Annotated in this window: 12 protein-coding genes; all 12 read right to left on the bottom strand. The window is 40.8% G+C overall.

The features are described 5' to 3' along the window. Positions 1-27: 27 nt before the first annotated feature. The 12 genes from GPK88_RS08130 to GPK88_RS08070 all read right to left on the bottom strand — a co-directional run bounded on the left by GPK88_RS08130 (position 28) and on the right by GPK88_RS08070 (position 15,698). Positions 28-1,116 carry a DUF5688 family protein gene (locus GPK88_RS08130; protein ID WP_144167203.1) on the bottom strand — a complete coding sequence of 363 codons (1,089 nt, stop codon included), beginning with the start codon at positions 1,114-1,116 and terminating at the stop codon, positions 28-30. Between the two features lie 6 nt (positions 1,117-1,122). Continuing rightward, positions 1,123-1,263, bottom strand: coding sequence for a hypothetical protein (locus GPK88_RS08125; protein WP_215707671.1), 141 nt, complete (start codon positions 1,261-1,263; stop codon positions 1,123-1,125). 81 nt (positions 1,264-1,344) lie between these two features. Next, positions 1,345-7,638 carry a SpaA isopeptide-forming pilin-related protein gene (locus tag GPK88_RS08120; RefSeq protein WP_215707670.1) on the bottom strand — a complete coding sequence of 2,098 codons (6,294 nt, stop codon included), beginning with the start codon at positions 7,636-7,638 and terminating at the stop codon, positions 1,345-1,347. 69 nt (positions 7,639-7,707) lie between these two features. Beyond that, positions 7,708-8,355, bottom strand: coding sequence for a DNA topoisomerase (locus GPK88_RS08115; protein WP_252197713.1), 648 nt, complete (start codon positions 8,353-8,355; stop codon positions 7,708-7,710). Positions 8,356-8,420: 65 nt separating this feature from the next. Beyond that, the gene (locus GPK88_RS18845; RefSeq protein WP_008394497.1) at positions 8,421-8,885 is read right to left on the bottom strand and encodes a TnpW family protein; all 465 of its coding nucleotides are present in this window, start codon (positions 8,883-8,885) and stop codon (positions 8,421-8,423) included. After that, entirely contained in the window at positions 8,867-10,243 is a 1,377-nt protein-coding gene (locus GPK88_RS08100) for a virulence-associated E family protein (protein WP_044930255.1), read from the bottom strand. Before GPK88_RS08100 ends, GPK88_RS18845 begins: the two co-directional genes overlap by 19 nt. After that, on the bottom strand, positions 10,155-10,793 hold the full coding sequence (locus GPK88_RS08095) for a CHC2 zinc finger domain-containing protein (protein ID WP_003864559.1): 639 nt from the start codon (positions 10,791-10,793) through the stop codon (positions 10,155-10,157). The genes GPK88_RS08100 and GPK88_RS08095 overlap by 89 nt, the downstream gene beginning before the upstream one ends. Positions 10,794-10,990: 197 nt before the next feature. Further along, positions 10,991-11,461: a hypothetical protein gene (locus tag GPK88_RS08090; protein WP_008394496.1), complete on the bottom strand. Its 471-nt coding sequence runs from the start codon at positions 11,459-11,461 to the stop codon at positions 10,991-10,993. A 273-nt stretch (positions 11,462-11,734) separates the two neighbouring features. Further along, complete coding sequence (locus GPK88_RS08085) at positions 11,735-12,244, bottom strand: DUF5104 domain-containing protein (protein ID WP_008394495.1); 510 nt, start codon at positions 12,242-12,244, stop codon at positions 11,735-11,737. Between the two features lie 167 nt (positions 12,245-12,411). Next, a complete protein-coding gene (locus tag GPK88_RS08080) occupies positions 12,412-13,947 on the bottom strand; it encodes a plasmid recombination protein (protein ID WP_215707669.1) in 1,536 nt (511 codons plus the stop codon). A gap of 84 nt (positions 13,948-14,031) precedes the next feature. Further along, on the bottom strand, positions 14,032-14,781 hold the full coding sequence (locus GPK88_RS08075) for a hypothetical protein (protein ID WP_215707668.1): 750 nt from the start codon (positions 14,779-14,781) through the stop codon (positions 14,032-14,034). Positions 14,782-15,221: 440 nt separating this feature from the next. Then, positions 15,222-15,698: a hypothetical protein gene (locus GPK88_RS08070; RefSeq protein WP_215707667.1), complete on the bottom strand. Its 477-nt coding sequence runs from the start codon at positions 15,696-15,698 to the stop codon at positions 15,222-15,224. Between the last annotated feature and the right edge of the window lie 64 nt (positions 15,699-15,762).

Below are 15,762 nucleotides of genomic sequence, written 5' to 3'. Positions count from 1 at the left end.
TCCCCTTAAAATCATCGTTGTTTCTCTTTATAATGCTGCGGCAAGATCTTTTGACTTATTCTTTGGCACTTTGTCTGCCTCTTTTGCCTTGATCTCTGCCTTGGCTTTTTCCAGTCTTCCATGGATTCCACCTTTTACTTCCACTTTTTCGGCTGCTTTTTCTTTCTCCAAACGAGCTTCTCTACGCTCAGCATTTTCCATTACTGCGGTCTTTTTATCACAGAACTGAACCTTATCCGAAAGCTGTTCCTGTCTTTCCACCTGTGTCTCATTGACTTCCTGTACCATCGCATTTAATTCCGGAACCTGAAAAATGCCGTTATCAGGAAGAATCAGCACTTCATGAATGGAAGATGGGATGACAAAGTAATCACTTCCCAGGCATTCCCCAATCTGTTTACGAATATCTTCCTGCAGTAACAGGGAAGCTCCATTCATCTTAGCTTTGTTTGTCAGACAGAACATTGGGTTTTCCATGGCTTCCATATCCATTTTTTCATTCAGCAGGTTTTCTGGTTCTTCACCAAAAATCATAGATTTGATAATCTCATTCATATCCATAAGTGTGACACCACGTTTTCGGTCTGCCACCATCGCATTCGCTTGAATCTGTTCGGCAGATACTCCCCACTCGTTCATCAGAGAAACAGTTACCGGAATACTGCTGATCCCTTCTCCATTTTCCTCCAGATTTACTGCATAATAAGCTGCAAAATCTCCGTGTTCTGTGACTACTTTATCTGCAAGAAGATCGGTATTCCATTCCTTATCACAAATTCTCATCTGTAATTTGTCCTTCATCTTTTCATAATCCAGAATATCTGGAACTCCCATATCAAAAAATTCTGCTTTTCCCTGTGCCTCAATACGCATATCAGCCACATCGCCAACACAAGAGTCTACATCTTTTCCATGGATATATTCCTGGTAGAGGGAATCCAGATAGACTGTCGGTACGATTCTCTGATCTCCGTTTGGAATCGTAATACCTGTCAACTTCAAACCGTTGTTTTTTTCTACTTCCTGAAGTTTAATTTCTGCGTCCTTATAAGACTCTGGCAGATACTCCTTTACATTGTCTTTGACATATTCATAAAATTCTTTTCTGTTCATCATACGCTTTTACCCCTTTCTGATCATGTGATGGTTCACTCTTTTTCTACTGACCATCTGCTCGGCTTTCTTCTGATAAGCCATCATTCTCTTTAAAGTTTTCTCCTGGCTTTTTCGTGCTTCCTGTCTTTTTCCCATTGCTTTCATCATAGTTTTCTGTTCCTTTCTGTGATTTTTTTTATGAAAAAGGGAGCCTCACATAGAAGCTCCCAATCATAACCGTTGGTTTCCTTATTTACTTTTCCTTTTTCTGCAGATATAAAGTCCTGCCATACCTCCTGTGGAGATTACCAGAAGAAGGATCGGCAACCAGATATTTGTGCTGTCACCTGTTTTTGGTGCATTTGATACCTTTGTCTCTTCATGGGACTGTGGTGTATCCGGTGTGTTCGGTGTTTCTGGAACTTCCGGTTTCTCATTTGTCAGATTGAAAGTAACTTCCACGACTGGTGTACTGTCATTCGCATAAGCAAATGTCACTTCATGCTTGGTCTGATCCAGTGTGTATCCATCCAGTGTTTTTGTTTCCACCAGATAATACTTGATTGCTGTATCATATTTGCCGTTCTTAAATGTGGCAATCTCATACAGCTTACTTTCTGCATGACCGGCAGCGTCTGTCTTTAAGGTTTCCAGAACCTTTCCTTTGCTGTCACGGAGTTCAAATTCTACCCCTTTCAATGGTTCTCCTGACGATTTATCTGTCTTATTGAGAATCACTTTTCCCTTGGTAGTATCATCTTTCATAGCCACTTTCTGGATTTCTCCGGTATCTTTCACCTCAAATGTCACATCGGCTGTCAGAAGATATCCTTTCGGTGCCTGCTCTTCACGTAAGGTATATTTACCGATTGGCAGTTTTTCGATATAGTGTGCTTCCTCTGTGGAAGTCCAGCTCTCTACTACCTGATCATCCTTATCGAGAATCGTCAGTTTCGCACCTGGAATCTCAGTTTCTCCTGTGATATCCGTCTTATTGATCTCTACTTTTGTCACATCATCTTTCATCTCTACTTTCTGAATTTCTGCTGTATTCTCTACTGTAAAGGTAATACTTTCTGCAGTGACATATCCATCTGCCGGTTTTGTCTCTGTCATGGTGTATTCCTTACCAACAACCAGTTCTTTGATCACATGGGATTCTTCCGTAGAAGTCCATTCATCTACTGTATTGCCATCTGAATCCGTTACTTTCAGGTGTGCACCTGGAAGTTCTTTACCTGTTGTCAGGTCTGTTTTGGACAGTTCCACTGTGGTTGGCTGATTTTCAAAAGTAAAGTCGTAGCTTACTTCTGCCTGGTCTTCTCCGGCATATTCAAAGGTAAATTCCTGTACTTCTTCTGTTGTAACAAATCCGTCCGGCGCAAAGATTTCTTTCACATAGTATTTTCCATCTACCGGAAGATCTGCCGTAAAAGTAATCTGTCCTTTTTCATCCGTTACTCGCTGCTCGATCAGACTGTCTTTCTCAAGAAGTACCTCGCCCTTTGCATTTTTAATATCTTCACTGGTATAAATACCGAAGACACCACCTGCAAGAACACGTTCTGTGTCTTTTTCTTTCTTCAGAACCGTAACCTTTACTTTCTGACGGGCATTCTGCCATTTTTCATCATAAGTGATGACTGGTGTATCCTGATCACGGTAGGAAAGGTCAACATATCTCGGCTCTTTATCCAGCACATAACCATGGGCAGTTTTTACTTCCTTCACATAGTACTTGCCAGCCGGTAGATTTCCCATCTGTGCAATACCATTGGAATCCGTGGTAATGGTTCCCACTTTTTCATCTGCTTTGAAATAATCTTCGCTGACACCATCTGCCGCTTTGATATCTTCCGCAGCAAATACATCGAAAGTTACATCTGTAAGACTTCCGGTTACATATTCAAAGAGATGCTCCACAGTACCTTTTACATGGTCCAGAAGTGTCACTTTATCCAAAAACTCTCCATTTTTGTTGATGATCAGAAGTCCTGTCGGAACTTCATCTTTCATCTCTACTTTCTGAATCTCGGCTGTATCTTTCAGCGTGAACTTCACATCCATTGCTTTCAGATATCCATAAGGTGCCATTTCCTCACGAAGGGTGTATTCCTTACCAACTGTCAGTCGTTTGATCACATGTGGCTGATCTTTTACAGAAGTCCACTGATCCATAACATTTCCTTCCTTATCAAGAACGGTGAGTTTTGCCCCATCCAGCTCCACACCTGTTGTTACATCAGATTTCGTGATTTCTACTGTTGTCGGCTGGTTCTTTTTCACTGTTTTCAGTTTTACTGTCTTCACATCCTGTCCCTGGTAAGAAGCATCCAGATTCAGAATTTCATCAGAGGATACAAATCCAGCCGGTGCTTTTAACTCTTTCACATAATACTGTCCAAGTGGCAGATCCAGCGTACATACTGCAAGACCATCATTATCAGAAGTCATTTCCTGTAAGAGTGTGTCTGCTTTCACGATTACTTTTCCATCCACCTTAATATCCGCTTTGTTATAGATACCAAAGACAGCTCCTGCTACGGTTGCACCATTTTCTGCATCCTGTTTTTCTACCTGGATTGCAACTTTCTGTCGGCCATTGCCAACAGTCACTTCCTGTTCGATCACAGGTGTATCCTGATCTGCATAGACAAATATGACATCAGATCTGTCCTTGTTCAGAACGAATCCTTCCGGTGCAGTCTTTTCTACCACATAGTAAGAACCAAGCGGCAGATTCTCAGCAACTGCTTTTCCGTCTTCTCCGGTCGTTACCGTTGTTACCAATGCATCTTTTGCATAGATCAGCTGTCTGTTTCCGTTTTCATCTTTCTGATAATCCGGCGTAAAGATATTTTCAGCTGCATAGACATGAAATGATGCACCCTTCAGGTATCTTTCTTCATAAACAAAATCCTTCTTGTATCCGGTCAGCATCTCACCTTTTTTATAGATCGTCAGCTTTCCTTTTACCGGATGGTTCTCGTAATCTACCGTAATAATGGCATCTCCACTCTCAGAATCCATCTGGTATGCTGTGTTTGCATCCACTGCAATCTCTACATAGTTCTTGTTGATTGTGTACCCTTCCGGTGCATTGACTTCCTCAATCCGGTAATGTCCGATCTTCAGATTCTTCGGCATGATCAGATATCCCTGGCTGTCCGTAAAATAGGACTTGTGAGTGGTTGTCACAGGGTAAGTTGTTACCTGTTCCACATACTTTTTGTTATCCAGGTCATATACCTTAAATTCTGTTCCGGCAATCAATACGGATTTCTTTGTTTCATCGTCTTTTTTCACGATTTTCAGTTTTGCCTTAAACTCTTCATCCAGAAGCACTCGCCAGATCTGTGGCTCATTCGGATGATGTTCTGTGATATTCACTTCAAAATCATCGACTGGCTTGTAGTTGTGCGGTGTTGTAGTTTCACGCACGATATAGCTTCCAAATGGTAATGGAATACTGCAGGCATATCCTTTTTCATCTGTGAAAATCTCAGTTGCTCCATTTTCGCCACTCACTACAGGTTTGGCAGAATCAAAATCATAACTTCCGTCTGCTTTTTTTGTGAGGGAAGATTTCAGATAAACAGTAAATCCTGCGCCGGACAACAGATCTGCATCGGTCTTTCCATTGTTGGCTGCTTTGATGACCTGGAATGGCTGCTTGATGACCTGCTCACTGGAAGTGCACTCTCTTTTTACTTCCGCTGTCATATCTCCTTCATAACTGCACGTAAGATCATGCTCTTCTGTATCTGCCAGGTATCCGGTCGGCGGTGTAATCTCTTTGACATAATATTTGCCAAGATATAAGCCATCTACAGAAGACTGTCCTTTGTCATCTGTTGTAAGAGAAGCTACCTGTTCTCCTGCTTTATAAATAGTTCCAGTTGCTCCATCCGGATGCACGATGTCTTCACGGGCATACAGACCATAAACTGCACCTTTCAGTGTGGCATCTCCCTGTGGTACTGCTTTTCCTGTTTCCTTATCTACTTTGAATAAATTGATCTTTGCTGTCACACGGTCATTGCTGAAGGTATGGGCAAATGATACGATTGCTTCTTTATCATTGGTGTAAGAAAACTTGAACGTATACACATCTTCTGTATTTCTTACATAGCCTTCCGGTGCCTGATCTTCTTTTACAGAATAGGAATATCCAATCGGAAGATCTGCTGTAAATTTTGCAGTTCCGTCTGCGCCAGTAGTTGCTTTCTCAATCAGCGTTCCTTTTTTCACAACAACGCTTCCGTCTGCATTTCTGATATCATCGGATGCATACAGAGCAAAAATACCGCCTTTCAGTGGTTTCTTGGTGTCTTTATCCTGTTTTACTACGGAAACATCTGCTTTTTGTCTCTCGTTGTTAAAAGTCACATCTGCAAATACAACTTCTTTGTTCTGACCAGCATAAGTTAGAGTCACTGACTTTTCTTCGCTGCCGTTATAGAAATTGTCTGGTGCTTTTGTTTCTTTTACCACGTAGGTTCCAAGATGCAGGTTTTTCAATGTGACAGAACCATTCTCTCCTGTAGTCAGATTTTCTTTTACAAGGTCACCTTTGCTGTACACTTTTGTGCCATAAGCTGTTACGATATCTGCCCCGGCATACACGTTATACACTGCATTTTTCTGTCTGCGGTTTTCATACTGAAATACCGTTCCATTTTCACTGACATCTGCTCCGGTAAGAACCTGTCCTTCTTTGTAAATGGTAAGCTCTGCCAGCTGTTCCTTATTTTCCACGGTTACCGATGAAGTCTTACTTGCTACCAGTTTTACATTTGTTGCCGTTGCATTTACTACATATCCCTGTGGTGCTGTGATCTCTTTCAGATAAACAGTATCCTGTGTCTTGATGATCGTAACAGAAGATTTTCCATTCTTATCTGTTGCCGGCATCTGAGTGATCAGCTTTGTACAAGCCTCATCGCTGTATACACCGAATACTGCACCTGCAAGATTAACATCCGCCGTGTCGTCTTTCTTTACGATTTCAATCGTAGCCTGTTCAATCCAGGACACCTTTAAGCTTACATATTTTTCATCAGCGACACCTTCTCCAAACACAAATGCCAGATCCTGAACACTTGCATTCGTAGTCAGTTTATATGCTGAATAATCTTTTGTAATACTTCCCTTCATTTTTGCAGAAAAAGTAGCGCTTACATCTTTTGTCTGTGTCAGAGGCGCTGAAAGATAAAACGTGGTTCCTCCTCCAATTGTTACGCTTGCACCTGCCGCACTTACGGTTCCAGTAGATACATTATGGAGCTTTACTCCTTTTGGTAAGTCCATTGTGATTTTCTGCTGGGAAGATGCGTTGAACTGAATGTTCTCCGTTCTCTGAACATTTCCATCTACATAAGCTTTTACATTCGGCTTTGAAAATGACATCGCTACATCTGGTATTTCCGGCTTATTCACACAATAATTATAGAGTTCTTTTGCCAAAGCCTCTCCTGTAGCATTTGTTCCGTAAAAGGCATCACTACTTCCGTTGGCATATGATGCAGCCATATGAATAATGATGAATCTTTTTCCTTCTGAAAAATCCGTGTATTTATTTGCAAAAAAGCTTTCACTTCCTGCGGCATCTGTACCGTAATAGCACACTTTTGCTAACGCCTGATTGTCTCCAATCTTTGTAATTGTATAATTTCCAGATCCAGGTCCTGGCTTTGCTGGCTGTACACAATACGCAATTGCTCTGACGCTTCCGTAGCTGATATAGTACGGCTCTGTCAGGTAGGTTCCAAGATTATAATCTGCATATCTATACAGTGGTCCTTTTTCAATTGTTACCTGCTGTGTACTTCTTGCTGAATAAGCTGAAACTGCTTCAAATGTTGCAATCTCTCCTTCTTCCATAGAATCAAGATCCACACCTTCGTCTCCTGCCTGTTCCAAAACATCATGAAGCTCTAACCCTGATTCTTCATCATAGGTATCCTGGTTCTGTGCCTGCTCTACCAAATCATCAAATTCATCAGCGTCAATATCGGTAACCTCCGAGTCTGCTTCGGAATCCTCCGCTTCCTCTGTCTGCTGTTCACTTACAGCTTTTTCGGATTCGGTCACTGCTTCACTCCCTGCCACCTCTGTCTGAGCTTCTGTTGCTTTCTCACGCACAATCAGTTTTCGGCTGATCTGGTACTTCGGATGCTCCTGATTTACCGGTTCCACATAATAGACCGCTTTGTAAGTGTCCGCATGATCTGTCGTAAAATCCTCATCCTTGTCGTTCTTTGCTTCCTCGAATGTGACTTTGACCTTGTTATCATCCTTGATTTCCAGTCCTGTGTAATCTGATTTCACATCAAATACACTGCCTGTTTCGATTTCATAATCTTTGGCAGTCACCACCTCATCTTCATCCAGAAGGTCTTTCACGTCCTCATAAAGTGGCGGTTTTTTCTCTGGCTGGATCTCCGCTGCATATGCTGTCATCGGAGATAACACTGTACTTAGCATTGTCATGCCTGCCAGCAAGCCAGATACTACTTTTCTAAAATTACCTTTTTTCTTCATGCTAAGGTCCTCTCTTTCATAATATTTGTATTAAAACAGACAGTCCTTAGACTGCCTGCAATACACTGCTTATCGTTGCGGGAAACTCAGATTGAACTGCACATTTCCCTCGCCGGGATCAACCATCTCCACGGTTGCTTCATACTGTCTCCCTGTTTTTCTGGATAACAGATCCTTATAATGGATTTTTCCTTTAGACAGAAATTTTTTTGCTGTCGTCTTATCCATCTTTTTCCCCTGGCTTGCAAGGAATTTATCATTCTTCCATAAGGCAAAAGCACAGTTCCGGTCAGAACAGTAAAAGTTTACTTTTCCTTCCCTGACATCAGCTCCACAGCGGGGACATTTGCCAATGACTTCTCCTTTTGCTTTTCCCTGAAACTGCTCTTTCTTTTCTTCTGAAATCCCCTGATATCTGGCAACCAGTTCCTGCATCAGCTCTGTAATCCCATTTAGGAATTCATCTGCTGTCTCTGTATTCTGGGCAATGTGATTCAATGCCATTTCCCACTCTGCTGTCATCTTCGGAGATTTAATCTCATCCGGCAGAACCGTAATCAGGACATTGCCATCATCTGTCGGCACCAGATTTTTCTTTTCCCTTTTCACAAAACCAGACTGAATCAGTTTTTCAATGATTGCTGCCCTTGTTGCCGGTGTGCCAAGTCCTTTCTTTTCTGTATCTTCGGTCAGTTCTTCATTCCCTGCACGTTCCATCGCAGAAAGCAGGGTATCTTCTGAAAGCTTTTGTCAAGGGGGTGCGTGGATATTTTTCATATTACTTACGCAGATTCTCTCTCTGCTTCTGCCTGAATAATGCGTTTCAACCTGTCCTCCGCAGTCAAACCGCTACTATGGTCAAAAAACACTTTGACTTTATAATTTGTTTTGCCTTGCTTAATCACAAAAACTCCATCCGGTTTGTTTTTCTCCGAATGGTTATTTTGGGTGGGTAGTGTACTGTTCACAATATTTGTCATACGATATTCCTCCTTAAATGAAAAAAGCCCGACAAGGAAAGGTCTGACAACGAAGTTCCGACAACGGACATCAGAAAACCTTTTTTCTTTATCGGGCGATACTATCTTTTTACTATTTCCTTTTTCTTTATAATATTGGTTGTCATGGTTGTCAGAGAGGGAAAAGTGCCGCAATATCAAGGCTTTCGGGATTTTTACCCGACAACCAGACCGACAACCGGCTCGACAACCGAAGCGACAACTGGCTTTTATTTTTGCTTCAACCATTCTTCCGGAAGCCCTAACTGTTCCATTTCCTCTGTCGGGATTTCTTGAAAACCATCCATGCTGTTGTCAGGCTCGTTGTCGTTCCTGATACGCTCCCAGCCTTTTTGTCTGCGGTAAGGCTCTGGAAAATACCTCGGATTGCTGAACGCCCTCCAGCCTGTGACAGCGTTATTCATAATGTCATTGATCTCTCGCAGTTCCCATTGTTTCGGTTCGTCATAATCATGCCCCAGTGCTTCTTTGTAAAGCTGTTTGGAGCAGACTATGCTGCCGGAATAGCGTTCCAGATAATCTAAAATCTGTCCTGCCTTTGTGTCCTCCGGCATAAAGTCCTTTTGGTGGGCTTTCAGATAAGCGTTCATAGCCGGACTGAATCTCAGACGGAAATTGCCGCTTCTGTAAATCTCCATAGCTTCTGCCCACATCTGATTGATATACTCTCTGGAAGCCTGTTCATCCGCCAAAATATGAACCTCAGCCCTTTCAGGATAGACCATAACCGGAACGAAGCGGCGGTTGCCTGTTCGGTCAAGGGGAAGAAAGTCAAGGGTATTAGAAGAACCTCCAAACACACATTGTCGTTTTCTGTCTGCCGGATGTGTTTCATAGGGTATCTTATAGGTTTCCTTTTGTCGGCTCAGAAAGGACTTGATTTCTTCAATGCTCTTAGCGTTGGCAGTTGCAATCATTTCCGACATTTCAATAATCCAATGCCCCTGCATTTTGCGGTACACATTTTCATCATCCAGCTTTTTCAAATCATCAGAGAACCAGTCATCATTGACCGCAAGCAAACGGAAGAAAGAGGACTTTCCGGCTCCCTGACCGCCTACAAGACAGAGCATTACCTCAAATTTACACCCCGGCTTAAAGGCTCGTGAGATAGCACCCAACAGAAACAACTTCAATGCTTCATAGGTGTAATCATCTGTATCAGAACCGAGAAAGCGGTGCAGACAGAAGCGTATGCGTTCCGTTCCGTCCCATTGCAAGGCATTGAGAAAATCACAGACAGGGTGGTAACGGTTTTCATTGGCAATAACCGCAACTGCGTCTATGATTTTCTTCTCTACGGTCAATCCATAGTTTTCTTCAAAATATAGGAGCAGATATTTCACATCCACATCCGTCAATGTCGGGCTGTCACGATACCAACCGAGGGGCTTCACAATGTCGATTCTTTCGGTCAGAAGATTTTTTCGGATAGCCCCTTTCAAAAGCGGGTCATATTGCAGAACACGCTTATAATTTGCGGCAGTATTATAAACCTTACCTTTCTCGCTCTGCTCTAAGCTGTTTCGGATTTCTTCTACTGTGCATGGTTCTGTCTGCTGACAGTTCTGCAATTCGCTGTTCAAGTTTTAACACCTCCTTTCTCTGTTCTGCCACAAGTGCTTTTCGTTCCTCCAATGAACCATACAGAAGAATATCAAGCAGATATTCGATATAGTTCTTCTTATGCAGTGCTTCTGCAAACAGGGGATTCCATTCCTCATCCGGCTGTTTAGGAGCGTATTTCTTTTCCCATTCTCTAAGAAGATGAAAATAATCCGTCAGCACCTTGTAGCAATGATTTTCTCCTTTTTGATACTTCTGTTCCGGTGTCGGCTCACGAATACGAGGGCGGACACTGGGCTTTTGTCGGCTGTCATAGTTAAGACCAAAATCTTCAGCAAGTTTGACAGCAGCTTCCCTCAGCCCGATACCGAATAGCTTCGCTGTGAGATCAACAGCGTCTCCGGTTGCTCCGCAGCCAAAACAGTAATAGCGTTCATCCAGCTTCATACTGGGGGACTTATCTGAGTGAAACGGACAGCACGCCATACCTGTGCGACCCACTTTCAAGCCATAGGCTTCTGCGGCTTGTCGGGCAGTAACATTTTCTTTTACAACTTCAAATACATTCATGTGACTCCTTTCCTGAAACGAAAAAAGCACCTGTCATTTTCAAAACGAAAACAGCAAGTGCCTTAGAGTTCCATATTTAATTTTAGGTGCAAAAAAGCAGGAGACCTTTTCAGATTTCCTGCTTAGCAAAGCTGTGAAGATTTAATTGTGGTTGGGTTGCCAGTTATACAAACTGGAAATTTTCTTTTTAGAATGAATTATTTAATTTCTACAATAGCACCATATTTCGTATGCGGAAGATATTGTACCTTTAAATAAGTATTTTTATCAATATACCTTGAAAATACTGTGATTTCGATTTCATCATCTTTAACTTTATCATATAGAAAAACACTTCTTCTTTCAGAAGATATATCTGCACCACCATGAGATTGTTCAGTTACATATCCTTCTGCATAACTATACTGTTTGTTTATGATGTAAGGCATATCTAAAACAAAATCTTTCAAATATAAGATTAAAAGAATAGCTACTATAACAAGAATGGTATTAGCCAATCGAAGAAATATTATATCATTTTTTCCAGTATATTCTTTTTTTATCGCTTCTTTATCAAAAAATATCGAATAGATAAGTTTTCTTTTTTTAATTAGATAGATAATGCAAGCAATTAACGCTATAACAAATAATGAAACTCTTATAAACAATCTAAATATAGCAAAATCCATAATATCATCCCCTTAAACTTCAAGTTTGTTGCTTACATTATACTTCATCAACCTAAAGAATGGAAGATTTTTTCTTGCCTCCCAAAGCAAAAGCACCTGTCATTTTCAAAACGAAGACAGCAAGTGTCTTAGAGTTCCACATTCTATTTTGAGTGCAAAAAAGCAGGAGAACTTTTCAGATTTCCTGCTTAGTAAAGCTGTGAAGATTTAATTGTAGTCAGTTTTTCTTATACCATCCGAAATTTATACTTTAATGTTCTCTCATAACAAAAATCAATTTTGTCCTCCAACAAAAATACCGTTTGGGGGATTATCCCATATAAAATTATCCTCAGCCACTTCGCTCTCCAATGCAATTTCAATTTTATATATCCCCACATTTTGGGCATTTTCATCATCCTGACTATACATATAAAAATTCATACAATACCTTTCCTTCTCTGTCAATATGAGATACATACCATCCAATTCCGTTTTCCTTTTACCATAGTTGCTTTCACTTGATGATGCACAATCGCCCTCAAACCTTTGGATACTGCCCTCAATATAATCGAAAAAAGCAGAGATTTCAGTGTCTAAATTCTCAATGTTCTTTTTGCTTTCTTCGGAAAATAGAGATTTTAGTTTCTCTGAATCCTGTTGCTTACATGCCTCGATAATTTGTTGACACATCTTATCCGTTTCATTTTGTTCAGAGCTAAACCAGTCATTGAAATATTTGTTAGAGCAGCCTGTTAAACCGAGTATAATAATCACACTGGAAAGCAACAATACTTTTTTCATATAATTACATCCTTTACTGAATAATTGCAAAATCACTTATTGGATTAAGGTCATTACAAAAAATTTCTTACTATCATTATACTTCATCAACCTAAAGAATGGAAGATATTTTCTTACTCCCTAAAGCAAAAGCACCTGTCATTTTCAAAGTGAAAACAGCAAGTGCTTTAGAGTTCCATATCCTGTTTTTTGCTTTTTGCCTGATCCGTCCGGCTGACTTCACGCTCTGCTATTTCTTTCTTTTTGCGGCTCAACTGCTCTATAATGGAACTTTTAGCTTTCTTCTTGATTTGCTCCGTTCCGGCTTTTTTGACCTCCGGTTTCATCAGCGTGGTTTGGATTTTCTGAATGGTTGATTTCATAGCGTTTGTGATTCTGGCAATCACGCCATCCAATCGTTTCACTGCATACTCAACTTCTTTCTTTGAAGCCTTACGCTCAGGGGAGAGAACCCACGCTTTAGACTGCTCCACCAGCTTAATATCCTCCTTGTGCGTTTCCAGTTTTACAGTATCAGCAACGACCTCAACCGCCTTGTCATAGGCAATATCGGCAACCTCGTCCACCAGAGCTTCCACATCTTCAATCTTCATCGTGAGTTCTTCCAACTTTTGCTCCTGTGCTGCCAGTTGCTCCTTTTGCTTGAAAAGAATATAGTCCTGTTTTTCCAGATAAGCACGACCACCATATTCGGGTTCTTCTTCCAGTTGTAAGCCATGCTTTTTCGCCACATCGAACAGCAACACTCGGCAGGCTGAATCGAAAGTCATCTTGCGGTTATTTTTTCTTCCGACAGGCTTCTCCGGTTCCGGCAGTTCAAATCCCAGTGCTTCCAAAGCCTTTTCCTGTTGTGGGGCAATCTCCCCATATTGATTTTCACAGTCGAACACATGACGCTCGTGAATATGAGGGGTGCTTTCATCCAAGTGCAGCGCCCAATTCAGGATATGGACATGAGAGCCGAAACGCTCATTTACGATTTCCATAAATTCTGTGACAATCTCAATGAGCAGTTCCGGTGGAACATGATTATCAAGTGTTCCAATCTGATAGACCGTTTCCTCTGGACAGGTCTTTTTGCTTTTGAGCAAATCACCGGTTTCCTTATTCCTTTCAGGGTGTCGGTTCTTCACATTTCTTTCGTTCTGTCCGGTTACAAAATCACGATACCGCTGACGATAAAAAAGCTGTTCCACATCTTCAAAAGTGGCAGACAGCTCATTTTCCTTATCGGGATTTTTGAAATTGCGGAAGCCATTGTAACAGTCCCAATAGAGATTTTGTTTGGCTCGTTCTTCGTCAATGTGTTCGCTGTTGGCAATGTCAAAACTGCGGTCATTGTGCTTCGGATTATAAACGCCATTCTTTCCGGCTCGTCCATTGTGTCTTGTTAATTTCACATGAGTTCCTCCTTTTCTTTTTGATTTCCCCGACAGGGGAGAAGGGCAGCGAAGCTGATTCCTTGCGGCTTTCTGCGTCAAGTAATACCCAGTACTAAGTGGCGAAACGCCACTTAACTGGGCAAGGCTGCCGCCCTTGACCTGCACAGGGATATTGCATTCCCTGTACCCATGCACAAAGGGTTGCACCCTCCGTACTCCCGCCCGAACAAACTGACTTCGCCCCGTCCCAAGCTCTGTCAGTTCCTTCGGTTTTACAAAACAGTCCACCGGACTATTTTGCAAAAAGAAAAACCGACGCATGATCGCTTTACGCTCAATACATCGGTTTCTTCATCTGACCTTGACGGTCATATTCAGTTGTGGCAGATTAGCCAATTTGAAAAATTACTCTGGCACATCTACTGAGTAGCTCAGACAATCGCCTCTTTTATTGCTTTTCAAATCGTTATAATACCACATATACATCGTTCTACCATATTCTTCATATTCTATAATCCCATCTGGCTTTTGACCTTCTACTTCTAATGAGTAAATTTCTTTATCATGTGCATAGCCAAAAACGAATCTGGTATCCGGATAATTTGGATTTAAGTCTTGTTGAATATCACTTATTGTTAAAGATAAATGGATAAATTTTTTGAAGTCTCCCCCATAAGTGGTATCTGGTGTAGTGGTAGATGGTGTGGCATTTACAAACGCATATTGTGTACTTTCATTTTCTATCTGTTTTTTGCAGCGTGCAATCACAAAACCTTGAACGGGATCGTTATCACTTCCTGCTCGATAGAAAATCGTATCATACTGTTTGCCATTCCATATATGCAATATTTCATCAACATGATTAAGAAAATCTTCTGGAGCTGATAAATCTTCATGTTCTGCTTTTAAGGGGGAATTCAAAATAGCTTCTTCGATAGAGTTATAATATGTAAGTTTAGAATCGTCTTTGCCATTATCTGTCAACTTAAACTCAATATACTCATTTCCTTTGTTTTCTTCTTCCGGAACATAAGTATAACGACCATTTTCAATATGGTCATCATAATCAACAAACAGTCCAATACATATTAGCGCTGCAAAAATTAGAAAAACTATTCCTATAATGATTAGCAATATTTTCAAAAATTTTTTCATACAAAAGTCCACCTTCTTGCTTCATTTCAGTAAATTATATCATACCGACATGAACAATTCAATTCACACTCTATCAAGTAGTTTTTTACTTACCCGTAACGCACATTTCTGCAAAATCCATAGTCCCCGATACTTTCCTCACAGGCGATAGGCAACGGTCAAAACATCAAGTCTGCACCTGACATTTTAACCGCATATCAGCCTTAATTATCACATTATCCCTGCTGACTGTTCAGCCCATGCTTTTTCGCATATTCACTGGCTTTCTGTCTGCGTTCCTCACTGTAAGGCGACAGGAAACGGATAGACAGACGGGACTTTGCCAGCTCATAAAATAAGAAAAACCGACGCATGATCGCTTTACGCTCAATACATCGGTTTCTTCATCTGACCTTGATGGTCATATCCAGTTGTGGCAGATTACAGGTAATCTACAAAAATTATTTTTTCCATATAACTTCCCCACAATGCGGACACTTTTTGGGAATGATTAAATTGCTATTTTCATATTGAATTAAAGATATTTTCCTATCCTTGCGGTCACAAATATCTTTAACTTCTTTATTTACAAGACTACCTCCTTCTTCTCCTAAATATCCCAAAGTAGTCTTATACCATGGAAATTTTCCTTTGCATACAGGGCATTTCCATAAAAACAGGAAAATGTATTCAAAAAAGAAAGACACCAACCACATCAAAAAGGTTAAGAAAAATATGACTAAGCAAACAAGCCTAATATAATCAGGCAACACTCCTTTTATAGGCAACATTTCTTTTAGAAAAACCGCAATTCCCCCTACAACAAGTGATGGCACACAAATATATGGCAAAATACGAAATATTTTTTTATTCACTATACTTATCTTGTTTAATGAAGAAATATTTTTATATACAAATTCTACCTTACTTTTTTCCATATATACTGCCTCCCGAAAAGCTCACTTCTAAAATTATCTTTTGTCTATTATACTTCATCAACTT

It is taken from the genome of Blautia sp. MCC269 (genome assembly GCF_018785655.1).
GTDB lineage: Bacteria > Bacillota > Clostridia > Lachnospirales > Lachnospiraceae > Blautia_A.
The sequence above is the reverse complement of the archived record's forward strand: the minus strand, read 5'-3'. Positions and strand labels throughout refer to the sequence as shown.

Excerpts from the sequence above, each read along its gene's own strand:
- GPK88_RS08130 (WP_144167203.1), bottom strand. The coding sequence starts at position 1,116 with ATGATGAACAGAAAAGAATTTTATGAATATGTCAAAGACAATGTAAAG.
- GPK88_RS08125 (WP_215707671.1), bottom strand. The coding sequence starts at position 1,263 with ATGATGAAAGCAATGGGAAAAAGACAGGAAGCACGAAAAAGCCAGGAG.
- GPK88_RS08120 (WP_215707670.1), bottom strand. The coding sequence starts at position 7,638 with ATGAAGAAAAAAGGTAATTTTAGAAAAGTAGTATCTGGCTTGCTGGCA.
- GPK88_RS08115 (WP_252197713.1), bottom strand. The coding sequence starts at position 8,355 with ATGGAACGTGCAGGGAATGAAGAACTGACCGAAGATACAGAAAAGAAA.
- GPK88_RS18845 (WP_008394497.1), bottom strand. The coding sequence starts at position 8,885 with ATGGTTGAAGCAAAAATAAAAGCCAGTTGTCGCTTCGGTTGTCGAGCC.
- GPK88_RS08095 (WP_003864559.1), bottom strand. The coding sequence starts at position 10,793 with ATGAATGTATTTGAAGTTGTAAAAGAAAATGTTACTGCCCGACAAGCC.
- GPK88_RS08090 (WP_008394496.1), bottom strand. The coding sequence starts at position 11,461 with ATGGATTTTGCTATATTTAGATTGTTTATAAGAGTTTCATTATTTGTT.
- GPK88_RS08085 (WP_008394495.1), bottom strand. The coding sequence starts at position 12,244 with ATGAAAAAAGTATTGTTGCTTTCCAGTGTGATTATTATACTCGGTTTA.
- GPK88_RS08080 (WP_215707669.1), bottom strand. The coding sequence starts at position 13,947 with ATGCGTCGGTTTTTCTTTTTGCAAAATAGTCCGGTGGACTGTTTTGTA.
- GPK88_RS08075 (WP_215707668.1), bottom strand. The coding sequence starts at position 14,781 with ATGAAAAAATTTTTGAAAATATTGCTAATCATTATAGGAATAGTTTTT.
- GPK88_RS08070 (WP_215707667.1), bottom strand. The coding sequence starts at position 15,698 with ATGGAAAAAAGTAAGGTAGAATTTGTATATAAAAATATTTCTTCATTA.